We start from the raw sequence: 22893 nt of genomic DNA, 5'->3' as shown, positions 1-22893 counted from the left end.
GGGCACGGCACATTGCACGATCGTCCGGCCCGCACCCTGACTTTCGTAAGGTCGTCCGCCGGAGGGCTCCCGTCGAACCGTGAACGAGCAGCCGGTTCCGGCGGCAGGCATGACGATCAGCGTCCGCACTTCGGCCGCCCCACACCCGAAGACCCCTTCGCCCTGTCTGAGGCTGGATCAGCTCTTCCCTGGAGAGCGACACATGGACCATCATCAGTAGTCCTGCCGACCAAAGGATGATCGTTGAAGCGCATCAGCGGAGCTCGTGGCCTCGTCTTTCTCGGCTGGCTGTTCCTCATGGTGGCCGCCTCGGTCGTCCTCACCGGATCATGGAGCAACGTGACCGCACCGGCGATCGCACTGGTGGGCGTCGGGCTGGGCTGCCTCGTCACCGCCGTCGTACTCGCGATCGAGGACCTCAACCGCCGCTGACCCGAGGATCCCGCGATGCCTGCTCGCTCACTCATCCTGCTGGCCGCTTCGCTCTGCGTGGGCGGCCTCGCGGTTCTGGTCTACTACCAGGACTCCGACCTGGTGCTCTGGCGCGAATACCTGAACCATCCGTTCGCGCTCGGTGTGCTCGCCTGCCTCCTGATGGCGGCCTGCGCCGTCGGGCTGCGGCAGCTGTGGCTTCGCAACGTCATGGTCATCGTGGCCGGCCTGGGTATGACCGCCGCCCTGTTCGGGGGCTTGGTCGCCCTCGCGTTCACCTCTGTCGAGGAGAGCGGTTTCATCGACGGACCGGCCCCGTACCGGATCCGGCTGCAGCACTCGACCGCGGGGCTCGGGCCGGACACGGTGACGTGGCTCAGCGTCCGCAAGGACGAAGGGCTGCTCAGCAGAGAATGGCAGCTCGGCTGCTTCAACAGCGACGACCCCAATGACGCCTTCGACTCGGTCACCTGGCTGGGGCCGAGCGCGGTCGAGATCAGGGTGACCGACGGGCGAACGTTCCCCGTAGCCCTGGACCCCACCTCGGGCCGCCCCCAGACCACCGCCACCCTCAATTGCTGAAAAGACCCGCGCTAGCGCCGCGCTAGCCGCCCGCCAACGCCCGCCTCAATAATCGCCACAACCGTCAGTAGGTAAGGGATATGAGGAGGCAGGACGTGGGAGTGCTCATCGACAGAGCTCTGGCGCTGGTGATTCCGGAAGTGCGCGCGTCAGCGATCTGCGGATACCAGTACAGCTGCCGATCGGCCGGCTGGTCCAGGAGGCTGTGCTGCTCGTCTTCGGGCGACAACTGCGGGCCCTGGCAGGTGGTCAGCGCCGGCTGCCCGTAGCGAGAAAGCCCGCCACGGGCCGTAGCGTCAGAGGCGGAAAGCGCCCGTCCGCTTTTATCAGGACGGGCGCTTTCCGCCTTCTGGCGGAGTGTTCACCTGTGTAGGTTGAGGCGGTGGATCTTCCTTCCTCTTGGCTTCCCCGGCCGCCCTTCAGCCCGGACGACAAGACCCAGGCCGGCTTCGCCGCGTTACTCGCTGCCGCGGTTGCCCAAGGACCTGACAAGCCGATTGCCTATACGTCGGCAGCACCGAAATGGCAGTTTCTTTGCTACGTCGCCGAGCAGGCCGGATACGTTCTCCACGGCTCGAACAATCCCTCGATCGAGCGCTTCGATCCCCGCCGCTCCTATGACAGCGACGCCTTCGGTAATCGGACAGCCGTCTATGCCGCGTCGGACGGCATCTGGCCGATGTTCTACGCGATACTCAACCGCGATCACCCCTTGTCGATGGTCAACTCGTGTAGCGACCTGGCCGGCGAGACCTGCTACTACTTCTCCATCAGCCGGCCCGCACTCGCCCTCGACCCATGGCAGGAAGGAACGGTCTACTTCCTGTCCGCCGAGGGGTTCGAGCATCAGCCTGCGATACGCGGTGTCCGCCAGCACCAGGTGGCCAAACTGGCGTCGGCCCAGCCGGTGGCCAAAATCCAGGTGATGCCCGCGGAATTCCCATTCCTCAGCGACGTGCGCGGCCACGACGACGCGATAATCCAGGCCCGATCCGCGGCTGACCCCGACGGCTTCCCTTGGATTGACTGACAGCCGCCGGCCCTTCACGCGCTCCCAGCGGCGCGCTCTTGGGCCCGGGTGCTTCAGTCGACGGGTGTTCGCTGTCCGATCCAGCCGGCCAGGAGCTGGAGCGCGGTGTGGGAGGGCGATCCCTCGTCCGCGGTGTGCATGACCAGGGCCACTCCCGGGTCGTCCGGCAGGCGCAGGGTCTCGAAGGCCAACTCCAGCTCGCCGACCAGCGGATGCCGGTACCGGTACCGTCCGTGCCCCTTGTCCTTCACCCCGTGCTCCGCCCACAACTCGCGAAACTCCGAGCTGGCGGCTGACAACTCGTCGATCAGGGCCGCCGTGGACGGGTCCGCGGGCCGGCGAGCGGCGTCCAGTCGAAGGAAGCCGACCAGGTCACGGGCCCGCGCCGGCCAATCGGCGTACAAGGAGCGCATGCCCTCGTCCAGAAAGGTCAGCCGGGCCATATTGCGCTGCCCGGGCGGCAGCGCCCCGAAGTCGGTGATCAGCGCGGCCCCCAGCTGATTCCACGCCAGCACCGTGGTGTTGCGATCGACCAGGTAGGCCGGCACGTCCTGGATCGAGGACAGCAGCCGCTCGATGCCCGACCGCAGCGGCCGGCGACCGCCGCACGTAACCACAGGGGAAGGGGCCGGGCTGGCCAGGCGATGCAGATGGGCACGTTCAGCGGCGTCCAGCCGCAGTGCCTGGGCCACCGCGTCCAGGACCTCCGCGGAAAAGTGCAGACTGCGCCCCTGTTCCAGCCGGACGTAGTGGTCGACGCTGACTCCGGCCAGCAGCGCCAGCTCCTCGCGCCGCAGCCCCGGGACGCGGCGCCGCTGCCCGTACACGGACAGGCCCAACTCCTCCGGACGCAGCCGAGCTCGCCGAGATCGCAGGAATTCGCCCAATTCGGCGCGTCGATCCAACACCATGCCCTCCAGTATCACGGGGCCGCGCTCATTCAGCCTGGGCATGCCGTGCCCAGGCACGCGCTGCCTCTGGCTACGACCGTCGCCACTGTCCAGAGTGGACGTCGCCGGAGCGGTTCCGGCCCCGTCACGGGCGGCGGACGCCCGGCCGGGTTCACCTTACGGAAGCAGTACATGACCTCTTCTCACCTACCCGTCCAGCGGCTAGGCCGTACCGATATGGAGATCACCCGGGTGGGGTTCGGCTCGTGGGCGGTGTCGGGCTCGGGGTGGCGCTTCGGCTGGGGCGCCACCGACGACGCCGAGTCCATCGCCACGATCCGCCACGCCCTCGCCCACGGCGTCAACTGGATCGACACCGCCGCCGTCTACGGCCCCCGCCGACCTGGATGAGATCGCCGACGTGATCACCCGCTCCAGTGCGGGCACCGGCCCCGCCCGCCCCTGACCACAGGAAGGACCACACCATGTCTCTTTGTGTCATCGCCGAGTGCGTCGCCCTGCCTGGGCAGCACGACCGGCTCCGCACAGCGCTGGAAGCCATGATCGAATTGTCGCTGGACGAACCCGGCTGCCTGGCATACCAGCCTTACATCGACCCCAACGATCCCGCCCGCATGGTGATCGTCGAGGAGTGGACCGGCCCGCAAGCCCTCGCCGAGCACTTCACCACACCGCACTTCCGCCATGTGGAGCAGGTCCTCGGTCAGATCCTCGCCCAGCCCCTGGACATCCGGAAACTGATCGCCGCCCCGGCCACCTGAACAATTGGGCACGTTCACAGTGCGATGGGGCGATAGCCGAGGGCGGCCTCAACGATCTCCTCAGCCGTGGCGTCCTGCAATTCTTCCGGTGGCCAGAAGATCAAATCACTGACGCGTGGATGGAGCACGTTGGCCTCCAGCAGGCGTAGGTAGTAGTCGGAGTCAGGGTCGGCCTCCATGATCCTGCGGACGATTTCGGCGAGTTCTTCCCGGGTGACGTCCGATACCCTGGGCCGCTCCGGTCGGGCGGCATCCCGGGAGAAGTCCTCCAGCCGCTGCGATTCCCAGTACGCGGCGAAGTCCGACGGCTCGTAGCTGTGTCCGGTCTGCAGGTTGAATGCGGCGACGGCCTCGCGTGCCTCCATCAGCCTGCCGGTCTCCATGAGTTCGGCGATCCGGCCGATCTGCCCGCTCAGCTGCTCCAGGCGCTCATGGGAGACGGGCAAGGGCAGCAACTCCGGTCGCAGATCCATGCGTGCCCCTCTCCATCCCTCAGCGCCGTACAGACCATGTGCTTGTCCGCGGTGCCCAGTACGCGGATCACGCGACCTCCACCGCGACCTCCACCGCGACCTCCACCGGGACCTCGACCGACAGCCGGAACCGGCCGTCGTGGACACCGGCCTGGGACGAGCCGGAGGCGGCTTCGGCCCGCTCGGCCACTCCCGTGAGCCCGGAGCCGGGCGGTGAGCCGTATTCTCCTGTGCTGCTGGAACAGGGTGATGGTGCAAGTGCCGGCCTGGCTGTGGCGCAGCGGGTTCGTGGTGCCCTCTCTGCTGGCCCAGGCCAGGGCGCTCCGCGCGGGCGTGGGCAGCGACAGCAGGTCGGCCACGTCGAGCGCGGCCTCCAACTCGCAGCAACGCCGCGCTGCCGGCCGGCACCGAGAACGTCGCTGAACGCCAGCCCGACCTGCACCAGCGGCAGCAAGGCGCTGCAGACGACCGCGGCGGCCGGTGCCAGCCGGACGGCGCGGTCGGACCGCCACAGCTCCGCCAACCCGCCCACCGCCCGTCCTCGCCTCTTGGCTGACCAGAGTAGAGGCCCGCGGCCAGGCTCCGGGTCCAGCGGCCGGTCCCGCGCGGAACGGAGTCCCGGACGCGCAGCAGGCCGATGATCCGTCTGCGGAGGCGTGGGCCGAGAGTCGTGGCGTCGTGACCGTTCATGGACGAGACGGTGCGCAGCACGAGGCCACGCTTGCGTCCGGCTGAGCCATGGCCACCACCTCACCGGCCGACATCGCGTCCAGGCCGTCCAGCATCGCCCCTTCCGCGCGCAACCCCAGCTCGGCCCCGCTCGTCGTCGTGGCCGTCACCTGGTGACCTCGCTACACCAGTCAGCCGGTGAAGGGCCAGGGGCCGAAGCGGCCCCACGCGATGAACGCCGCGACCGCGAGATAAACCAGGTTCAGCGCCACGAACGCGAACTCGCCACGTCGACCATGGGTGATCATCGCGCCGATCATCAGCAGAACCCAGCAGAGCGCGGTCACCGGCACCAGAGCCGGCGCGATGTCGAGCGCGGCGGGCAGGATCAAGCCCGCCGCAGCCAGGAGCTCAAGGACACCCAGGGTCCTGACGAAGCCGGCGCCGGCGTCCGCGGTCCATCCCCCACCATGGAGCGCGGCCAGCTTCTCCTTGGGCACGAACGCCTTGCTGATGCCGCCGCTCAGCGCTACCACGGCCAGCAGTCCGGCCGCGATCCACAACGTGAGGTTCATCGCCCACTCCTTGATCGGAAATGCCTGCAGCCCCCAAGACGAGACAGCGCCCCCGCCCGTGACATCTCGCGCACGTACGGGCTCACCGAGCAGCCAACGCATCGGCACCACCTTGAAACCCCTGGCCGCGCCCGAACTCCCCGACCCGACCACGGCAACAAACGAACTTCGCATCGTCATCTCATGACGACGACCATCCGGCCACAGGCGATCATCACCCTGCAGGTATTTGAAGGCCGCCATGGAGAGGTTGGAGGTGCGCAGCGTTCCGTTCGTCCATGATCGTGGTTCGGCTTGACAGTTGATCTCGTATGCACAAGATTGTTGCGTCCTTCCGACCAATTTCCCGGGAATCGTGATGAAGCGGACCGTCGTGGGTGTCATCCTTATCGCGGGTCTGGCACAGCTCGTCGCCGCCCCTGCGCAGGCAGCGTCCGCGACCAACCCGGTAACGGAGCTCCGGTCCGCGTTGATCCGCGGCAAGGGCGTGAACATCGTGTCCACCGCAAAGGTGGATCACGGTCGCGGCGTGTACTACACCTTGAGCCTGGATGGCACGATGGGGTTCGGACCGCAAGGCGAGATCGCCTCTGATACGTCCCAGCGCCTGCAGTACAGCAAGGCGGTGAAGAGCGCTCTGAAGGAATTCGACATGGCGGAGGACGCCGCCCTGGAAGAGACGCCGCTGAGGGTGATCTCGTCAGGCTACGACGATTACGTCTCAGGCCCTCGATTCGCCGACGCACTTCCGCAGGGCACGAACTGGGTGCGCTACCCGCACACCGATCTGCCTGCCAGTAACCCGCTGCTGGAGGTTTTGGAGCCCGCCACGCTCAAGGCGCTGCTGGCCCACCGCACGTCCTGGCGGGGCGGGGTGGTGAAGGGCATGATCAAGGCCGACAAGCTGGTCAAGGTCTCGGGTTCCTTTGCCTCGCGCTTCCGCGGCTACTCCTGGAGCAAGCCCGTCAGCACCATCTCCTACACCCTCCGTCTGAGCACGGCTGGACTGGTGGAGCGAGTAACGGCCAAGGGAGTCATGCACCACTGGAAGGGTTCCGTGCTCCGCGTCGACGCGGACACTCGTTACTCCGCTTGGGGACGGCAGGTCACCGTTGCGGTGCCGCTGGAGGGCGAGGTACTCGACCAGGAACAACTCGAGGGCAAGGTGCCCTACCAGGTGCCCGGCGCCTGGAATTAACCGCTTGGCGATCTGACCCTCGCAAGCTCACGTCCAAGGGTGTTCACGAATAGGTCCAAGCTGGAACGGAAGAACACGATAGAAGATCGTTTCCGAATGAGGAGATGATCAAGCTGGCGGCCGAAGCTCTCCGTCAGCACCACATCGGCCAAGCCGCCCAGAAGCTCAAGGCAGGCGAGGCGTGGCAAGATCACCAAGGAAGCGGGACTCGGAACCGCGGCACCAGCTCAGGCCGGTGAGCCCACACGATGAACACCATCTTCGGCGGCAGCCGACACGGGAAGAGAGTCCGGGTGGGATGGCTCCCATCGACTTTCAGGCATAGGAAAAGGGCCCTCGGATGACTCCGAAGACCCTTCTCACCTGCATCTTCCTTGTGGAGATGAGGGGATTCGAACCCCTGACCCCTTCGATGCGAACGAAGTGCGCTACCGGACTGCGCTACATCCCCAAGGACTCGACCAGATTAGCAAACTTCCGGGAGTCCTCGCGCCACCCTTTCAGTCCCCCACCGCCCGCCTGGGCGGTTCGGCGTACTGGTCAAACAGGACGTCCGCGTTGAGAGCCGCGAGATCGATGATCTCGGCCTCCGCCTCTTCCACCACCCGCCGCTGCTGCTCCCGTGCCCGCCGCAGCCGCTCTGCGCGCGCCTGGCGGCCCCGCTCGCGGCGTTCCCTGTCCACTTGTACGGCAATGCGCAGGAACGCCATGTACGCCAGCATGATGACGACTGAGGGCGCCACGCCCCACCACGGGATCATCTTGACCGCGGCCGTCACCACGGACGCCAGCACCAGCAGAGCGGTGAAGAACAGGAGGCGGCGACGGCGGGCCACGATGATGGCCCGGCGGCGCCACCGGAACTGGCGGACATCGACCTTCTCGATCTCGACCCCGTCGTCCTCGTCGGCGTCTGAAGAGTCCAGATTGTCGAGGTCGGGAAGCTGGTGTTCGCCGGTGTAGTGCTCTTCGAGTTCGGCCAGTTCTGCGAGGTTCGTCTTGTCCCTGCGCAGCCACATCGGAATCAGGACACAAAGCCACATCACGACGATGGCCAGATAGAGGAGGACGCTGCTCACGACCACCTCCGGGCAGCATGAAGACGCGGGTGTGTTCGTTGCGTCTTCAATGTGCTCACGTCACGCACCGTAAGACCGCGTGTCACTGATTGACGAGCATTCGGTGCGGTGTGTCGCGAGATCGTCAAACCTCTTCGACGGGAGACCCACCGTGAGCGGCTGACTCACGGGCACGACGCCACTGCACGAGCAGCCCACCGGGAACGTCCTCGACGGTCAGCGCGTAGCAAATGTGGTCGCGCCAGGCTCCATCGATGTGGAGTTGGCGACGCCGAATGCCTTCTTCCCTGAATCCGAGCTTCTCAACCACTCTACGGCTGGCCTGGTTCTCGGGTCGGATGTTCGCTTCTAGCCGATGCAATCCGGTGGTGAAAAAGCAATGGTCAACGGCCATGGCGAGGGCGGTGGGAGTGATCCCCTTGCCGGCCAGCGCGCCGTCTATCCAATATCCGACCTGCGCCGTACGGGCGGATCCCCACACGATGGCGCCCACCGTCAGCTGCCCCGCGAAGCGCCCCTCGTACGTGACCACCCACGGCAGCGCCAGCCCTTGCCTGGACTCGCGGCGCAGGGTGCCGACCATGGAGATGTAGGGGCCGAGCCCGGTCCTGAACAGCGGCGTCTCAGGATTGCTCGGCTCCCAGGGGCGCAGCCAGTCGGCGTTTCGCAGCCGAGTCTCGCGCCACACACGTACGTCGCTCAGCCGCAGCGGCCGGAGGCCTACCGGACCCTCGTTGAGGGTCGCCGGCCAGCCACGAAGTCGATCCACACCTCTCATCATCCCCCTATCGGGCACGATGTCGCCACGGATCACCGATCGGCGCTCCGAATCACCCATCAGCGCGAGTGATCGCCGCCACGAATTTGATCAACAGCATGCCGCAGAATCGGAGCGAGCACGGCGACGCCATCCCGCACGCCACCGGATGATCCAGGCAAATTAACGATCAAGGTGTCTTCCGCCTGACCCGCCAAACCCCTGGAGAGTACGGACGTCGGAACCTTTTCCCGATTCGCCTGCCGAATGGCCTCGGCTATCCCCGGAATTTCCCGGGAAATCACCCGGGCGGTCATCTCCGGCGTCAGGTCCAAAGGCGTCAGCCCCGTCCCGCCGGTCGTCACGATGACGTGATAGCCGCCCGCGATCCCGTCGCGAAGCGCCCCTTCGACCGCCTCACCGTCGGGCACCACGACAGGACCGTCCACGACCTCGCACCCCGCATCGGCGCGCAGCAGGCCGGCCAGCAGCGGCCCGGATTTATCCTCATAAATCCCAGCTGAAGCCCGGTTCGACACCGTGATCACCAACGCCCGGATCATTCAGCCTCCCGCGTCCAGCGCCCGGTCTTCCCGCCCAGCTTCTCCTCCACCCGCACATCCGTGATCACGGCGCCCGGATCCACCGCCTTGACCATGTCGATCAGGGCCAGCGCGGCCACGGAGACGGCCGTCAGCGCCTCCATCTCCACCCCGGTGCGATCGGCCGTCTTCACCCGGCACGTGATCGCCACGCCCCAGTCCTCGACGTCGAGCGTGACCTTCACCCCGTGCAACGCGATCGGATGGCAGAGCGGGATCAGGTCGGGCGTCCGTTTCGCCCCCATGATCCCCGCGATCCGCGCCACCCCGAGCGCGTCGCCCTTGGGCACCTCGCCCGACCGCAGCAGTTCGACCACGGCGGCCGACAGCAGCACCCGGCCGGTGGCCGTGGCGGTGCGGGCCGAGACGTCCTTGGCGGAGACGTCCACCATGCGAGCGGCCCCGGTCTCGTCGATATGGGTCAGCTCGCCCACGACGGGATCACCACCATCACTCCGTTCACAGCCGGACCACCTCCACGGACGAGCCTTCCGCCACCTCGGTCACGTCCTCGGCCACCACGATCAGCGCGTTCGCCAGGGCCAGGGCGGCGAGCTGGTGAGAGCCCTGCCCGTGCACCGGCGACACCGTGCCGTCGGAGGACAGCACGCCCCGCAGGAACGATCTCCGCCCCGCGGGCGACCGCAGCGGCCCCGTGACGCGCGCGGTCAGCGTCTCCGGCACTCCGGCGGGCAGCCCGCGCATCTTGTCGAGCGCAGGACGCACGAACAGCATGAAAGACACGAAAGACGACACCGGATTGCCGGGCAGGGCGAAGATCGGCACCTGATCCTCCCCGAGGACGCCGAACCCCTGCGGCATCCCCGGCTGCATGGCCACCTTTTCAAAGCGAACCGTCCCCAGCGGCGACAAAGCCTCCTTGACCGGCTCGTACGCCCCCATGGAGACCCCGCCGCTGGTGATGATCGCATCGGCGCGTACCAGATGGGTGTCGAGCTGATCGAGCAGCACGGCCGGATCGTCCCCGACGGCCCCCACCCGGAAGCCCTCGGCGCCGGACTCCCGCACGGCGGCGGTCAGCGTGTAGCTGTTGGAATCCCAGATCTGCCCGAGCACCAGCGGCGTCCCCGGCTCGACCAGCTCGGCGCCCGTGGAGATGACCACGACGCGGGGTCGCGGCCGCGCCCAGACGCGCCGCCGGCCCACCCCGGCGATGATCCCGAGCTGCGCGGGGCCGATCACGGTGCCGGGCTTGAGCACGACCTCGCCGGCCTGTACGTCCTCCCCCGCGCGCCGGATCGCGTTGCCGGACTGGGCGGAGCGGTCGATCCGGACGGAGACCGTCCCCCCGTCCGTCCACTCCACCGGCACCACGGCGTCGGCCCCCGCGGGCAGGGGTGCTCCGGTCATGATGCGCACGGCATGCCCAGGACCGATCGCGCGCAGCTCCACGGACCCGGCGGCGATATCGTCGATCACCGGCAACGTGACCGGAACGTCCGCGACGTCCGCCGCCCGCACGGCATAGCCGTCCATGGCCGAGTTGTCGAACGGCGGCAGCGGCACCGGCGACGTGACCTCCTCGGCCAGCGTCGACCCGAGCGTCTGCTCCAGCTCCAGCTCAAGCGGCGCCAGCGGACGCACAGTGGCGAGGATCTCCGCCAGATGCGCGTCAACCGATTTCATCGAGGAACTCCCGCAGCCACGGCACGAAATCCGGTGCCAGATCCTCCCGATCGGCGGCGAACTTCACCACCGTCCGCAAATAGTCGAGCTTGTCGCCGGTGTCGTATCGCCGTCCTCTGAACAGCACGCCGTGCACCGGCCCGCCCTCCTCGGCGCCACGGCCCGCGAGCGTCCGCAGCGCATCGGTGAGCTGGATCTCGTTGCCGCGGCCAGGCGGAGTGTTCTCCAGCACCTCGAACACGGCAGGGTCGATCACATAGCGCCCGATGATCGCCCAGTTGGACGGCGCCTCGTCGACCGGCGGCTTCTCCACCAGGTCGGTCACCCGCACGACGTCGTCCTCGGAGGTGGCCTCGATGGTCGCGACGCCGTAAAGAGAGACCTGCTCCCTGGGCACCTCCATCAGCGCGATCACACTGCCGCCGAACGTGGCGCGCACCTCGATCATGCGCTTGAGCAGCGGGTCGCGGTAGTCGATCAGGTCGTCGCCGAGCAGGCAGGCGAACGGGTGATCGCCGACGTGCTGCTTGGCGCACAGCACCGCGTGGCCGAGCCCCTTCGGCTCACCCTGGCGTACGTAATGGAGTGTGGCCAGCGCGGCCGGCTCGCGGACCTGGGACAGCCGCTGCTCGTCGCCCTTGGCCTCAAGGGCCTCCTCCAGCTCGAACGCCCGGTCGAAATGATCCTCGATCGACCGTTTGTTCTTGCCGGTGACCATGAGCACGTCGAGGAGCCCAGCGGAGGCGGCCTCCTCGACGACATACTGGATCGCGGGCTTGTCGACGATGGGCAACATCTCCTTGGGTGTCGCCTTGGTCGCCGGAAGAAACCGGGTGCCCAGACCCGCGGCGGGCACGACGGCTTTCGTCACAGGGTCGAAGTCAGCCATGAGTAGACCCTAGTGGAGGGACCTGTGGACAAGCTGAACCTGCGCCGCGAGCTTAACTCGGCGCGTACCTCGCTCTCCCCTGAGCAATTGCGGTCAAACGCCGTCAAGGTCCGCGAGACGCTGCTCGATCAGCCGTGGGTGCAAATGGCCGGTCTTGTGGCCTGCTACTGGTCAACGGGGTCGGAGCCGGATACGCACGGGCTCGTGTTCGCTCTCTGGAAACATGGCGCGACGGTGATCCTGCCGGTCCTGCGCACCGATAATGATCTCGACTGGGCCGTGTACGACGGGCCCGACACCCTCGCCCCCGGCCGCTACGGGATCATGGAGCCGGTCGACACCCGCCGCGGCGTGGCGGCCGTCCGCACGGCCGCGCTGGTGATCGTGCCGGCGCTGGCGGTGGACAGGCAGACGGGCGTACGCCTCGGCCGGGGCGGCGGCTCGTACGATCGAGCCCTGGCCAGAGTGGGTCCCAACGTTCCGACGGTCGCCTTGCTGCACGAGGGCGAGCTGATCGACGGAGTTCCGTCGGAGGCGCACGACCGCCCGGTCCGTTTTGCGATGACCCCTGCGGGACTCACTACTCTTATGTGAACGAAGATACGGGAGGGAGCCAGATTGACGCTTGATATCTGGCTCCTTCTTGGTGCCGTGATCGTCATCGCCGCCATCGCGTTCGTCCGGATCGCGCATCGCAGCGGTCTGCCCAGCCTTCTGCTGTTTCTCGGCTTCGGCCTGATTCTGGGCGAGGCCGGGTTCGGGATCCCGTTCGACAGCCCGCAGGTGGCCCAGCAGATCGGGCTGACGGCGCTGGCGGTCATCCTCGCCGAGGGCGGCCTGACCACGAACTGGTCCCATGTGCGACGTTCCGTCCCGCTTGCCCTGGTGCTGGCGACCGTGGGCGTGACGGTCAGCATCGTCGTGCTGGCGTTCGTCGTACAGGCGCTTTTCGGCATAGATCGGTCGACGGCGCTGATCCTGGGCGCGGTGCTGGCCTCGACGGACGCCGCGGCCGTGTTCTCCGTGCTGCGCAGGCTGCCGCTGCCCTCGCGGCTGGCGGGCGTGCTGGAGGCGGAGTCCGGCTTCAACGACGCGCCGACGGTCATCGCCGTCGTGCTGCTCAGCGGGGCGTCCGGCTCATCGGCGACCGTGGGAACGTTCCTGCTGGAAACCTCGGTCGAATTGATCATCGGCGCCGCGGTCGGGCTCGCCGTCGGCCCCGCCGGCGCGTACGCGCTGCGCCGCGTCGCCCTGCCCGCCTCCGGCCTCTATCCCATCGCCGTGCTGGCCCTCACCTTCGTCTCGTACGGCGGCGCCGTGCTGCTGCACGGGTCCGGCTTCCTGGCCGTCTACCTGTCGGCGTTGATCCTGGGCAATTCACGCCTTCCGCACCGGGCGGCGACGAGGGGGTTCGCGGAGGGCTCCGCCTGGCTGGCGCAAATCGGGCTGTTCGTCATGCTCGGCATGCTGGCCAGCCCCGACGAGATGCCGTCGGCCATCGTGCCCGGCCTGATCACCGGCACCGTGCTGGTGCTCCTGGCGCGACCGCTCTCCGTCGTGGTGAGCTCTCTCCTGGCCTGGGCCGTGCGGCTCGGCCGGACGAGCTGGCGCGATCAGGCGTTCCTGTCGTGGGCCGGGCTGCGCGGCGCGATCCCGATCGTGCTCGCCACCATCCCCTGGGCCGCGGGCGTGGACGGCTCCAAGGAGATCTTCAACCAGGTCTTCGTGATCGTCATCGTGTTCACGCTGCTCCAGGGGCCGACGCTGCCGCTCGCGGCCCGGCTGCTGGGGGTCGGCGCGCCTGGGGAGGCGCACGATCTCGAGGTGGAGTCCGCGCCCCTGGAGGAGCTCAAGGCGGACCTGCTGCAGGTCAAGATCCCCGCGGGTTCGCGGCTGCACGGGGTGGAGGTCTTCGAGCTCCGTCTGCCCGCAGGCGCGGCGGTGACTCTCGTCGTACGCGACGGCAAATCCTTCGTCCCCAGCGGCACCACCCGCGTCCGGGTGGACGATCAGCTCCTGCTGGTCACCACCGCCGCCTGCCGCGACCAGGTGGAGCGCCGTCTGCGCGCCGTCAGCCGCAGTGGGAAGCTGGCGGGATGGTACGGAGAGCGGGGGTTGGAATAGGTCTTTGTTCCAATCGGTTACCATTAGCAGTCGCATCGCTCGAGTGCCAGACCTGAAGGAGGGGCGCGTGCCGACCTACCAGTACGCCTGCAACGACTGTGGCGAGCAGCTCGAGGTCGTTCAGAAGTTCACCGACGATGCGCTGACGGTTTGCCCGAATTGCGAGGGAAACCTGCGGAAGGTCTTTTCCGCTGTCGGCATCGTGTTCAAGGGCTCCGGCTTCTACCGGACGGACAACCGTTCTTCGTCGACCTCACCTTCCACGACCTCCGCCACTTCGCCTTCGTCGAAGCCGGCTGAGGGCAAGTCTTCAGACTCCAGCTCCTCATCCACCCCGGCCGCCGCCCCCGCCGCAGCCTCCAACTGACGTTTCCGGCCGGCCCGGACGGATTGTCCCGGGCACGGCCGTCCAGCATTTCCGGGCCCTGTACGCTTGCCGCGTCCCGGCACGTCTTTCCACGGGCCGGCACGACGATCTGGCGCGCCCGCTCAGCCCGAGCTTGAAACCCTCGCCGGAGCCCTACCGAGGCCGATCGGCATCAGCCCCCAGCAGCTCCGGCGCGATCCGATCGACCAGCTGCTCAAGCTGCGGATTGACCCCCCAATCAGCCACCAGCCTGCTCAACCCCTCCCGGGAGCACCGCACGAGCCGCATGGCCGCCTGATCTCCCTCCTCGGTGAGCCGGAGCGATTCGCCGTCGTCAGAGCGCCGCACGAGCCCGCCCTCGACCAGCTGATCCACGTAGGGCCGCCCCTGGGCCCTGCTCACGTTCGCCCGCTCAGCCAGCGCCGCGGCCTTCACCCATCCCTCCCCTCCCAGCCTGGCGATGACCCAGACCCCTTGGGGCAGGATCCCGCTCAACCCGGCCAGCGCACCGAGCCTGTCGTAGTAGCCCCGCCGCAGGTCCGCGTCGGCCAGGCGGACCAGCCCTCTCTCGACCTCGGCCAGCGACGACCGCTCGGCGGACGTGGCCCCCAGCCCTTCGCCCAGATCCGCCGCCTTGGTCGTCTCCCGCAGCCGCGCCTGCGGGATGAACCAGGAAAGCAGGAACGCCCCGAACATGATCGGCGCCGCCACCCGGAAGACGGCCGCGATCGCATCGGCGTAAACATGGAGAAAGTCGGCAGCGAGCTCCCGCGGCAGCCGCCGGATGACCGTCGGATCCTCCTGAACGCGCACAGGATCGAACCCGGCCGGCAGACTGGCCCCGCTGAGCGCCCGCCGGAGATCCGCGTTGAGCGTGGCCGTGAACACCGACCCCAGCGTCGCCACTCCGAACGACCCCCCGATCGACCGGAAGAACGTCGCCCCGGACGTCGCCACCCCGAGGTCCTTGAAGTCGACCGCGTTCTGCACCACGATCACCAGCACCTGCATGGTCATCCCGAGCCCGATGCCGAGCACCAGCAGATATACGCCCAGCGTGAACAGGCTGCTCTGCTCCGTCATCGTGGACAGCAGCGACATCCCGACCCCGGCCACCGCCGTGCCCGTGATGGGCAGGAACCGATATTTCCCGGTCTTGGAGATGATCTGCCCGCTGATGATGGACATCGTCAGCATGCCGCCCATCATCGGCAGCAGGTACACACCCGACAAAGTCGGACTCACCCCATGCACGATCTGCAAGTACAGCGGCAGATAGGTGAGCGCCCCGAACATGCCGAACCCCACCACGAACCCCACGATCGATGACATCGTGAACGCCCGGTGCCCGAACAGCCCGAGCGGCAGCACCGGCTCGGCCGCCCGCCGTGCGACGAACACCCAGCCCGCCAGCAACGCCACCGCCGCCGCGCCCAGCCCCACGATGACCGGGCTGCTCCACGCGTACGTCGTGCCGCCCCAGGTCGTGATCAGCACGAGGCAGGACGTCGCCCCGCCGAGCAGCACGACCCCCGCGTAGTCGATCGTGTGCTTCGTACGTTTGTCGTCACTCGGCAGGGCCGCCACGATCACCACGAGCGCGACCGCCCCCAGCGGCAGATTGATGTAGAAGACCCAGTGCCAGGACAGGTGATCGACGAACAGCCCGCCGAGCAGCGGCCCCACGATGCTGGACACGGCGAAGACCGCGCCGAAGAAGCCCTGGTACTTCCCCCTGTCCCGCACCGAGACGACATCCCCGACGATCGCCTGCGCCAGCACCATCAGCCCGCCGCCGCCCAGCCCCTGAACGGCGCGGAAGGCGATGAGCTCCCCCATGTTCTGGCTCAGCCCGCACAGCGCGGAGCCGGCGAGGAAGATGACGATGGCGGCGATGAAGAGCCTCTTGCGGCCGTATTGGTCGCCCAGCTTGCCCCAGAGTGGCGTGGAGACCGTCGAGGCGAGCATGTAGCCCGTCACGACCCACGACAGTTGCTCGAGGCCGCCGAGGTCGCTCACGATCGTCGGCAGCGCCGTGGACACGATGGTCTGATCGAGCGCGGCCAGCAGCATGCCGAGCATGAGCGCGATGATGATGAGCCCGAGGCCCTGTTGCCGCATGCGGCGATCCTACTCTTCGTACTGGTGTGCCTACTCGCTGCGACGAAGTTATCCACAGAATCGCATTCGGCCCACCCTGACCCCTCCCCGGTCCGGCTACTCTCTCCGCCATGGTCACTCGCGCAGACATCGGCGTCATCGGCGGTTCCGGCTTTTACTCCCTGCTCGACGACGCGGAGGAGATCCAGCTCGCGACGCCTTACGGCCCCCCGAGCGATGTTGTCACGGTCGGGCGGATCGGCTCGCGTTCGGTGGCGTTCATCCCCCGCCACGGGCGAGATCACCGCTTCCCGCCGCACCGCATCCCCTACCGCGCCAACCTGTGGGCTCTGCGCTCGCTCGGCGTCCGCCAGGTGCTCGCGCCGAGCGCCGTAGGTTCGCTACGAGCGGAGTACGGCCCGGGCGCCATGGTCATTCCCGACCAGCTCGTGGATCGCACGTCTGGCCGCGTCCAGACCTATTACGACATAGACGGCGCGGTCCATGTCTCGTTCGCCGACCCGTACTGCCCTTCCGGGAGAGCCGCGGCCGTGCGGACCGCTCGTTCGGGCGGCTGGGCGACCGTCGACGGCGGCACCTTGGTCGTCATCGAGGGCCCGCGCTTCTCCACCAGGGCGGAGTCGCAGTGGTTCGCGGGCAACGGCTGGTCGATCGTGGGGATGACCGGCTTCCCCGAGGCGATCCTGGCCCGCGAGCTGGCCCTCTGCTACACCTCGCTCTCCCTGGTGACCGACCACGACGCGGGGGTGGAGGCCGGGCAGGGCGTCACCCATGACGAGGTCCTCGAGTTCTTCGCCCAAAACGTCACGCGCATGCGCACCCTGGTCGCCGACACCGTCCAGGCGCTCCCCCACGAGCGCGCCTGCTCCTGCGGCTCCGCGCTCGACGGCATCAAGCTTCCCTTCGAGCTGCCGTGATCCAGGCCTGGATCCAGCGCTACGGCCGACGCCGCCGTCTCATCGCGGCGGCGCTGGCCGCCATAGCCGTCATGTCCGCCTTCGTCGCCACCCGCCCCACCCCCGCCTCGACGGTTCTCGTAGCGGCCCGCGACCTGTCGCCCGGCCCCCTTCGCCCGGACGACCTCCACCCGACCCCGCTCAACCACCCGCCAGCAGGCGCCGTACGCACCGCGGCCGCCGGTCGCGTCCTGACCGCTCCCATGCGCAAGGGCGAGCCGCTGACCGACGTCCGGCTCCTCGACTCCTTCCGCCTGCCACCGGGCCTGGTCGCGACTCCCGTACGCATAGCGGATGCGGCCGCCGCCGCCCTCATCGCCCCCGGCGCCACGATCAGCGTCCTGGCGGCATGGGACGGCGGCCAGCCGGCCCGCGCGATCGCCGAAGGCGTAAGAGTCATCACCATCCCGCCGCCCGCCGAGCACACCAGCGCCCACGGCTCCCTGGTCGTGCTCGCGACCACGACGAGCCAGGCGGCCGAGCTGGCAGCCGCCCAAGCGGGCGGCCACCTGTCGATCACGATCAGTCCTAACTTAAAGTAATCATTCGGCTACGCTTCTCCCCATGAACGGATTCAAGAAGTTCCTCACGCAGGGGAACGTCATCGACCTGGCCGTCGCGGTCGTCATCGGAGCCGCGTTCAACGCGATCGTCCAGTCGTTCGTGGCGGATCTGCTGACGCCGGTGATCTCGGCGTTCGGCGGCCTGCCCGACTTCTCCTCCCTCAAGGTCTCGGTCGGGCAGTCCAACTTCATGTACGGCAACTTCATCAACGCGGTCATCTCGTTCCTGATGATCGCCGCGGTGGTCTACTTCCTCGTCGTGAAGCCGTACACGCATTTCCGGGACCGCTCCGCCGCCAAGATCGAGTCGACGACCCACAACTGCCCCGAATGCCTGTCGGAAATACCCAAGGCCGCCTCCCGCTGCGCGTTCTGCAGCGCGCAGGTGACGCCGGTCTAGAGCAACGAGTCGATCTTGGGGTCGTACTCCCAGTGCCACGGCTCGAACGGACCGGTGTAGGCCCAGGAGGGGTGGAACCACCCATACCTCTTGGAGTTCTTCTCCATCCACACGAACTCCGCCGACCCGGACCTCTCCACCCCGCCACACAGGTCCACGGCCAGCCCGAGCCCGTGGTTGCTCCGTCCAGGCACAGCGGCGAACCCCGGCCGCCGGTAATAGACGGACTGCTGCTCGGCGAGGCTCCGATAGGCGTCCGTGACGCACATCGACTTCCCGAACCGCTTGCGATAAGCCTCGTTCAAACTCACGAAAGCGATGGTGGCGTCGGCCCGCAGACTGAACCCCTTCTGCTGCAAGGGGCACAGCATGCCCTTGGGGATCAGCCCGTTGGGGTAGTCCCCGGCCGTCGCCGCCCGCAGCGGGTTGCACCCCAGCGCCGCCCGCCCCACCTTGTCGATCTTGATGCCCATCTTGACGAGCGCGGCGGTCAGCGACTTCACGATCTTGTCCGACCGCTGCCGCAACGTATCGACCTCAGCCGCCAGCTGCGCCTCGGCGAGCAGGTTCCCGGCGCGGAGCTCCTGCGCCTCGCCCGCCAGCCGCTCGGTCTCCTTGTACAGCGCGCTCGTCTGCTCGACGGCCTGCTGCCGTATAGCCACGATCTGGGTCACATCAGACAGAGCCCGCAGCGTCCGCTCGTCAGCGTTGCCCGACAGGAACGGCGTCACGTTGTTCGCCGCGATCGGCTGCTCGTACAGCAGCTCGACCATCTGCGACACGGGCTGCCGCATCACCGACAACCGCTGCTCCAGCCCCTGCAGGGAGGTCAGCTTGGTCTTGAGCTCCTTCTCGGAGCCGGCGATGGTCGCGCGCCGCTTCTCCAGGGCCTTGGTGGCTTCCTCGAGCTCCTTGGCCGAGCGCTCGGCCTCTTTCCTCAGCTCACCCAGGTTGGCCGGATCCCGCCGCACCTGCGTCCCCGCCTGTGTCCCCGCCTGTGTCCCCGCCTGTGTCCCCGCCTGCGCTCCGGCCGGCGCGAAAGGCACGAAGAGAGGAGTCATCGCCATGACGACCGCGATCAGACCCGCTGATCGAGGGGCTGGCACGTTCGACTCCTCCGTTTGCAAACTCGTTACCCGGGTCAGGCACGCACGTTACTACAGCCCCCCGCGTGCCCGGACCGAACTCCGGAGAGCTGTTATGAGACAAAAAACCCACTTTGTACGGCCAACCCCCACAACCAGCCAGATTCCGCTCGCCCACCCACCTGGAGCCCCCGCATCTCAAACGCCCAGCGGCCTGGCGGCCGGGATTTTGGCGCTGCGGCGCCCCGCTCAAATCCCCGGCACCCAACTACCACCGGCCCTCTGCTCCTCCTGCTCCCGGCACAACTCCCAGAGCCAGGTGTCCTCCCACTCCCCCGGGCACCCTGCCCGCGTCCGCACGGGAGCCGGCGTAACCGGCTCCTCCTCAACCACCACCGGAGGCTCCGGAGACGGCGCCGCGGCAACCACCGAACGCGGCGCCTCCGGCACCACCCGCACAGGCGCCGGCACGCTCCCCTCATACCGCCGATCCGGCCGAGCCGGGGCCGGCACCAACACCGGCTCAAGCACCAGCCCTGTCCCCTGCCCCATCACTGAGGCCGCCACCTCACCGCCCGCCTCGAACCCCCGGATCTCCCCAGCCAGCAACCCCCCGGCCAGAATCGCCGGTGCCAGCAACGCCCCGAACAACACGACAGGCCGCCGGCGGGCCTGCGTGCATCGCCTCGTGCTCACAGGCGAACGCTATCCACGTGGGCTGCGCAAGATTCTGACCGCTTGCCATGCCTTTACCGCAGCTCAGAGCACCCATAACCAACCCCGCGAAACTCATCCGGGCCCTACGTCACACGCAGTGCCAGACTTTCGCTAGGCTTACGAGAGTCCGCCTCCGTAGCTCAGGGGATAGAGCACCGCTCTCCTAAAGCGGGTGCCGCAGGTTCGAATCCTGCCGGGGGCACCAGATCCGACCAGCAGCAAAGCGCCCTTGACCAGCGAAAACAGCGGTCAAGGGCTTCTTCATGTGTCCGGCGCTGTCCGGCTGTCACTGATCGTCGGCGGATGATCGTGCCAAATACGTGCCCAAGTTCCGGCACATAGCGCGCACGCATATGAGGTGTACGCCGAAGTGGGGGTTAGGTAGTGTCCGGGACGTGCGCCAGGGTGCCCGCAAGTTATCGATTGCCACGATGCTCGTCTCGCTCTTGGTGGTGACGGGCTGCTCAGGGAACGCCGACCCACCCCCGTTGGACGAGGCGACGAAGCAACTCATCACGGATAGCGACAAATTGCTCGCCTCAAGAGAGTTGGCTGCCACAGGATCCGCGGCCGCAACGGAAAGAGCAGATCGGGACAGCGAAGTGGGATGCTTGCAGGGCCAGGTACAGCGGCTCTTCCGCGCTCAGGGCGATCTCACGGGCCCCCCGTACGTCAACTCACCATCGAACGTGGCCGGGTTGATGGCGAGTTGGCTGCAGTTACGCGGCTACAACATGATTGTGGACGACGCCGACCTTGGCGACGAGAACCTCGGCGCCGCCGTCCTGCGGAATCCGCAGACCGGCATCACCTTCTTTGTGACCGTACGCAATGGGCAGAAGCCGCACATCATGATCGTCGGAAAGACTAGCTGCTACGAGCGCGACGGCTAGCAATCTCTAGGCGGGCATCTGCGTGGCCTCGGCACGCGCGACCTGGGCTTGCTTGCGGAGACGATCGGCGGTGGCTGCGCAGTCATCTCGGAGCAGGTCGACCTCACGAGCCAGTTGCACGGCCTGCGTGACGAAGCGGCCCGAGGCCGGTCCTTTCCAAAACGCATCGGCACCCTGCGGTCTGGCCAGCGTGCCGGCGAACACCTCAGCCAGGTGTGCGGCGTACCGGGTTAGGTCGGCGGCGAGCTGCTCCTTCTCGGCGGCCTGCTGGAGCAATTGGGCTTGGCTGGGGATGGCCATGCTTAGCCTCCTCTGGCTTCCAGGGCCTTCTTCAATCCGTCGTAAAGCCTGCCGCGGATCGCCATCCGTACCTCATTCTGTTGCTCTTCCGTCAACGGCTTCTGACCATGCTGGGCGAGCGATGCATTCACCCACTGGACCTGTTGTCGCACGATGGCGTCCGCGACGGTCTCGGCCGTGGCCGGGGTCTTCTTGTCGAGATAATCCGTGATCAATCCTTTGAGACCGTCCTTAGCCTCATCCAGCGCGACGTCTCGGCCGGTAGCCGCCGTGGCGTCTTCGATAGGCCAGTATTTGTTGGACAGCCAGGAGATGGGGATCAGTGCGACTCCGGCGAGCCAGTCCGCATACTCGTCGTCAGTCCACTCCGCATAGGTCGAGCCGGCCAGCATCAGATTGGCCGCGCCTCCGGCGAGCGCCGCGCGGGAGGTGAACTCGCGCTGGGTGGCTTCGTCCCCGAAAGGTCTGAACCGGCCGATGTCCATGCCCGCGTTGTAGGTCTGCGCCGCTTTCATCAGCGTGTTCGCGGCGTCCTTGTCCTGCATGAGTCCGCCCATGAAACGGGACGCTGTCTCAGGGGCGAGGCCGTCCCAGGGCGGCCCGGGAAACAGCCGTGTCAGCTCCGGCGAGTCGCGCTTGGACTGCCCTCGGGCGAGCTGGTCGAGATAGGGCGCGACGTTCTTGGCGAGGGTCTCGCTGATCGGCGAGTCCTTGAATGTGCCCCACGAGCCGCCGATCCACGGACTGTTCTCCGCGCCCATGGCTCGAATGATGTTGACCCACGCCTGGGCACGTACGCTGTCCACTCCCGCGCCGGGTTTCAATGCCTTGTCCAGAACACCGGCCATCTTCTTCTCGAAGTCAGGGATACCGCTCATCCGGGCGCGCTGCGGATGCAATAACCAGCCCGCGGCGTCCTTGTTCTCGGCCAGCAGCGTTTGCAACGCTTGAGGATTGGCGTCATATGCCTCCACCAGCACGTTCAGATTCCAGTTCTGGCTTGTCGGGAGATCTGCGGTTAGTGGCCGACCGAGTACCTGAAGCGCCACCTGGTTAAGGAGCTTGGTCGATGGCTTGGACATCGCGACCAGCGCCGTCAACACTCCTGGCTGGGTCGCCTTGATGAACTTCTCACCCCACTCCTCACCCAATCGTCCCGCACGTTCGGCGTTGGCGTATGCCTCGGCCAGCGGACCAAGAGCCTCCTTCCCTTCCTTGATCAGGGTGGGTGACACTCCCTTGTCCATGGCCGGACGCTTGTTCTTCATCCAGTGCATGAACAGAGCGCGGAACTTATCTGGCCCGAGAGCCGAGAGCAACGCAGCAGCGTAGGCGGGATCGTTCAACTTCTTCCTGGTCGCCGCCGTGGCAGCGGTCACCTTGCGCCAGCTCTCCACCGAGTCGTCGATCTCATGCTGCTTGAGCGCCCCCGCGATCGACGTCGCGTCGGCTTTCCCTTGGCGGACGGCCTCCTCTTCGCTGTTGAACATAAACACCCCGCTGAGCGAACCGTTTCCCGCTGTTGGAACCATCTGCTTGAGGGTGTCCATACGCCACTTCAGGTCCCGCTGCGTGTCGTCGAAGAACGCCCAAGACCGATGCATGGCGGTCACTCCCTGCGTACCGGTCCACGACGCGCTGGCCTCAGCGATGGCCGCTTCAAGGCCGTGGCGGGTACGGCCCAGGGTGTCCTTGCCGATCTCCATCTGGCGGATCAGCTGGTCTGCCCCTTGGGGATCGATCCCGACGAACTCCCCCATGC

General features: G+C 67.4%; 28 protein-coding genes and 2 tRNA genes. 15 read left to right on the top strand and 15 right to left on the bottom strand.

All coding sequences use genetic code 11. The features are described 5' to 3' along the window. The first annotated feature begins 243 nt into the window (after positions 1-243). The 3 genes from ABEA43_RS50350 to ABEA43_RS50340 all read left to right on the top strand — a co-directional run bounded on the left by ABEA43_RS50350 (position 244) and on the right by ABEA43_RS50340 (position 2044). A complete protein-coding gene (locus ABEA43_RS50350; protein ID WP_345573241.1) occupies positions 244-432 on the top strand; it encodes a hypothetical protein in 189 nt (62 codons plus the stop codon). A 15-nt stretch (positions 433-447) separates the two neighbouring features. After that, the gene (locus ABEA43_RS50345) at positions 448-1014 is read left to right on the top strand and encodes a hypothetical protein (RefSeq protein ID WP_345573240.1); all 567 of its coding nucleotides are present in this window, start codon (positions 448-450) and stop codon (positions 1012-1014) included. A 382-nt stretch (positions 1015-1396) separates the two neighbouring features. Continuing rightward, the gene (locus ABEA43_RS50340) at positions 1397-2044 is read left to right on the top strand and encodes a hypothetical protein (RefSeq protein WP_345573239.1); all 648 of its coding nucleotides are present in this window, start codon (positions 1397-1399) and stop codon (positions 2042-2044) included. Positions 2045-2097: 53 nt separating this feature from the next. Here ABEA43_RS50340 and ABEA43_RS50335 read toward each other — a convergent pair whose 3' ends face one another. After that, a complete protein-coding gene (locus ABEA43_RS50335; RefSeq protein ID WP_345573238.1) occupies positions 2098-2955 on the bottom strand; it encodes a helix-turn-helix domain-containing protein in 858 nt (285 codons plus the stop codon). Positions 2956-3126: 171 nt separating this feature from the next. On the opposite strand from ABEA43_RS50335, the gene ABEA43_RS50330 reads away from it, so the two are divergent. Beyond that, a complete protein-coding gene (locus ABEA43_RS50330; RefSeq protein WP_345573237.1) occupies positions 3127-3345 on the top strand; it encodes an aldo/keto reductase in 219 nt (72 codons plus the stop codon). A gap of 74 nt (positions 3346-3419) precedes the next feature. After that, entirely contained in the window at positions 3420-3716 is a 297-nt protein-coding gene (locus ABEA43_RS50325) for a putative quinol monooxygenase (protein WP_345573236.1), read from the top strand. Between the two features lie 14 nt (positions 3717-3730). Here the strand turns inward: ABEA43_RS50325 and ABEA43_RS50320 are convergent, their stop codons facing one another. Together ABEA43_RS50320 and ABEA43_RS50315 are read right to left on the bottom strand one after the other, a co-directional pair. Beyond that, complete coding sequence (locus tag ABEA43_RS50320; protein ID WP_345573235.1) at positions 3731-4189, bottom strand: hypothetical protein; 459 nt, start codon at positions 4187-4189, stop codon at positions 3731-3733. A gap of 67 nt (positions 4190-4256) precedes the next feature. Then, positions 4257-4379, bottom strand: coding sequence for a hypothetical protein (locus tag ABEA43_RS50315; RefSeq protein WP_345573234.1), 123 nt, complete (start codon positions 4377-4379; stop codon positions 4257-4259). Between the two features lie 23 nt (positions 4380-4402). Between ABEA43_RS50315 and ABEA43_RS50310 the strand changes: the two genes are divergently transcribed. Next, positions 4403-4612 carry a hypothetical protein gene (locus ABEA43_RS50310; RefSeq protein ID WP_345573233.1) on the top strand — a complete coding sequence of 70 codons (210 nt, stop codon included), beginning with the start codon at positions 4403-4405 and terminating at the stop codon, positions 4610-4612. A gap of 437 nt (positions 4613-5049) precedes the next feature. Here the strand turns inward: ABEA43_RS50310 and ABEA43_RS50305 are convergent, their stop codons facing one another. Beyond that, complete coding sequence (locus ABEA43_RS50305) at positions 5050-5676, bottom strand: DoxX family protein (RefSeq protein ID WP_345573232.1); 627 nt, start codon at positions 5674-5676, stop codon at positions 5050-5052. A 115-nt stretch (positions 5677-5791) separates the two neighbouring features. Here ABEA43_RS50305 and ABEA43_RS50300 point away from each other — a divergent pair, with 115 nt between their 5' ends. After that, on the top strand, positions 5792-6631 hold the full coding sequence (locus ABEA43_RS50300) for a hypothetical protein (RefSeq protein ID WP_345573231.1): 840 nt from the start codon (positions 5792-5794) through the stop codon (positions 6629-6631). A 377-nt stretch (positions 6632-7008) separates the two neighbouring features. Here ABEA43_RS50300 and ABEA43_RS50295 read toward each other — a convergent pair. The 7 genes from ABEA43_RS50295 to galU form a co-directional block, all read right to left on the bottom strand. Next, positions 7009-7082 (bottom strand) — tRNA-Ala (locus tag ABEA43_RS50295). A 49-nt stretch (positions 7083-7131) separates the two neighbouring features. Beyond that, positions 7132-7710 carry a divisome protein SepX/GlpR gene (gene sepX / locus ABEA43_RS50290; RefSeq protein ID WP_345573230.1) on the bottom strand — a complete coding sequence of 193 codons (579 nt, stop codon included), beginning with the start codon at positions 7708-7710 and terminating at the stop codon, positions 7132-7134. Between the two features lie 124 nt (positions 7711-7834). Continuing rightward, complete coding sequence (locus ABEA43_RS50285; protein ID WP_345573322.1) at positions 7835-8488, bottom strand: GNAT family N-acetyltransferase; 654 nt, start codon at positions 8486-8488, stop codon at positions 7835-7837. Positions 8489-8547: 59 nt separating this feature from the next. Beyond that, on the bottom strand, positions 8548-9030 hold the full coding sequence (locus tag ABEA43_RS50280) for a MogA/MoaB family molybdenum cofactor biosynthesis protein (protein ID WP_345573229.1): 483 nt from the start codon (positions 9028-9030) through the stop codon (positions 8548-8550). After that, the gene (gene moaC / locus ABEA43_RS50275) at positions 9027-9503 is read right to left on the bottom strand and encodes a cyclic pyranopterin monophosphate synthase MoaC (protein WP_345573228.1); all 477 of its coding nucleotides are present in this window, start codon (positions 9501-9503) and stop codon (positions 9027-9029) included. The genes ABEA43_RS50280 and moaC overlap by 4 nt, the downstream gene beginning before the upstream one ends. Before the next feature lie 25 nt (positions 9504-9528). Next, the gene (gene glp / locus ABEA43_RS50270) at positions 9529-10716 is read right to left on the bottom strand and encodes a molybdotransferase-like divisome protein Glp (RefSeq protein ID WP_345573227.1); all 1188 of its coding nucleotides are present in this window, start codon (positions 10714-10716) and stop codon (positions 9529-9531) included. Beyond that, entirely contained in the window at positions 10703-11605 is a 903-nt protein-coding gene (gene galU, locus ABEA43_RS50265; RefSeq protein WP_345573226.1) for a UTP--glucose-1-phosphate uridylyltransferase GalU, read from the bottom strand. Before galU ends, glp begins: the two co-directional genes overlap by 14 nt. Before the next feature lie 24 nt (positions 11606-11629). On the opposite strand from galU, the gene ABEA43_RS50260 reads away from it, so the two are divergent. The 3 genes from ABEA43_RS50260 (at position 11630) to ABEA43_RS50250 (ending at position 14096) form a co-directional block, all read left to right on the top strand. Further along, positions 11630-12199 (top strand): 5-formyltetrahydrofolate cyclo-ligase, encoded by a 570-nt coding sequence (locus ABEA43_RS50260; protein ID WP_345573225.1) that lies wholly within the window; start codon positions 11630-11632, stop codon positions 12197-12199. Between the two features lie 24 nt (positions 12200-12223). Next, positions 12224-13729, top strand: a complete 1506-nt coding sequence (locus tag ABEA43_RS50255; protein ID WP_345573223.1) for a potassium/proton antiporter — start codon at positions 12224-12226, stop codon at positions 13727-13729. A gap of 67 nt (positions 13730-13796) precedes the next feature. Next, the gene (locus tag ABEA43_RS50250) at positions 13797-14096 is read left to right on the top strand and encodes an FmdB family zinc ribbon protein (RefSeq protein ID WP_345573222.1); all 300 of its coding nucleotides are present in this window, start codon (positions 13797-13799) and stop codon (positions 14094-14096) included. A gap of 153 nt (positions 14097-14249) precedes the next feature. Here the strand turns inward: ABEA43_RS50250 and ABEA43_RS50245 are convergent, their stop codons facing one another. After that, positions 14250-16217 carry an MFS transporter gene (locus ABEA43_RS50245; protein ID WP_345573221.1) on the bottom strand — a complete coding sequence of 656 codons (1968 nt, stop codon included), beginning with the start codon at positions 16215-16217 and terminating at the stop codon, positions 14250-14252. Positions 16218-16327: 110 nt separating this feature from the next. Between ABEA43_RS50245 and ABEA43_RS50240 the strand changes: the two genes are divergently transcribed. The 3 genes from ABEA43_RS50240 to mscL are packed head-to-tail and all read left to right on the top strand — an operon-like array spanning position 16328 to position 18136. Beyond that, positions 16328-17134 (top strand): S-methyl-5'-thioadenosine phosphorylase, encoded by an 807-nt coding sequence (locus tag ABEA43_RS50240; RefSeq protein WP_345573220.1) that lies wholly within the window; start codon positions 16328-16330, stop codon positions 17132-17134. Continuing rightward, positions 17131-17715: an SAF domain-containing protein gene (locus tag ABEA43_RS50235; protein ID WP_345573219.1), complete on the top strand. Its 585-nt coding sequence runs from the start codon at positions 17131-17133 to the stop codon at positions 17713-17715. Before ABEA43_RS50240 ends, ABEA43_RS50235 begins: the two co-directional genes overlap by 4 nt. A gap of 22 nt (positions 17716-17737) precedes the next feature. Beyond that, positions 17738-18136 carry a large conductance mechanosensitive channel protein MscL gene (mscL, locus tag ABEA43_RS50230; RefSeq protein WP_345573218.1) on the top strand — a complete coding sequence of 133 codons (399 nt, stop codon included), beginning with the start codon at positions 17738-17740 and terminating at the stop codon, positions 18134-18136. Here mscL and ABEA43_RS50225 read toward each other — a convergent pair. Then, positions 18133-19203 (bottom strand): D-alanyl-D-alanine carboxypeptidase family protein, encoded by a 1071-nt coding sequence (locus ABEA43_RS50225; protein ID WP_345573217.1) that lies wholly within the window; start codon positions 19201-19203, stop codon positions 18133-18135. The two genes, mscL and ABEA43_RS50225, sit on opposite strands and share 4 nt — an antisense overlap. Positions 19204-20067: 864 nt before the next feature. Here ABEA43_RS50225 and ABEA43_RS50220 point away from each other — a divergent pair. Together ABEA43_RS50220 and ABEA43_RS50215 are read left to right on the top strand one after the other, a co-directional pair. Further along, positions 20068-20143, top strand: a tRNA-Arg gene (locus ABEA43_RS50220). Positions 20144-20333: 190 nt separating this feature from the next. After that, a complete protein-coding gene (locus ABEA43_RS50215) occupies positions 20334-20831 on the top strand; it encodes a hypothetical protein (RefSeq protein ID WP_345573216.1) in 498 nt (165 codons plus the stop codon). A gap of 6 nt (positions 20832-20837) precedes the next feature. On the opposite strand, the gene ABEA43_RS50210 is transcribed toward ABEA43_RS50215, so the two are convergent. Both ABEA43_RS50210 and ABEA43_RS50205 read right to left on the bottom strand, forming a co-directional pair. Continuing rightward, the gene (locus tag ABEA43_RS50210; protein WP_345573215.1) at positions 20838-21131 is read right to left on the bottom strand and encodes a hypothetical protein; all 294 of its coding nucleotides are present in this window, start codon (positions 21129-21131) and stop codon (positions 20838-20840) included. Positions 21132-21133: 2 nt separating this feature from the next. Then, positions 21134-22891 (bottom strand): hypothetical protein, encoded by a 1758-nt coding sequence (locus ABEA43_RS50205; RefSeq protein ID WP_345573214.1) that lies wholly within the window; start codon positions 22889-22891, stop codon positions 21134-21136. Positions 22892-22893: the final 2 nt, after the last annotated feature.

The sequence above is a fragment of the Nonomuraea rosea genome (assembly GCF_039539705.1).
Lineage (GTDB): Bacteria > Actinomycetota > Actinomycetes > Streptosporangiales > Streptosporangiaceae > Nonomuraea > Nonomuraea rosea.
This window is presented reverse-complemented; position numbering and strand designations above follow the sequence as displayed.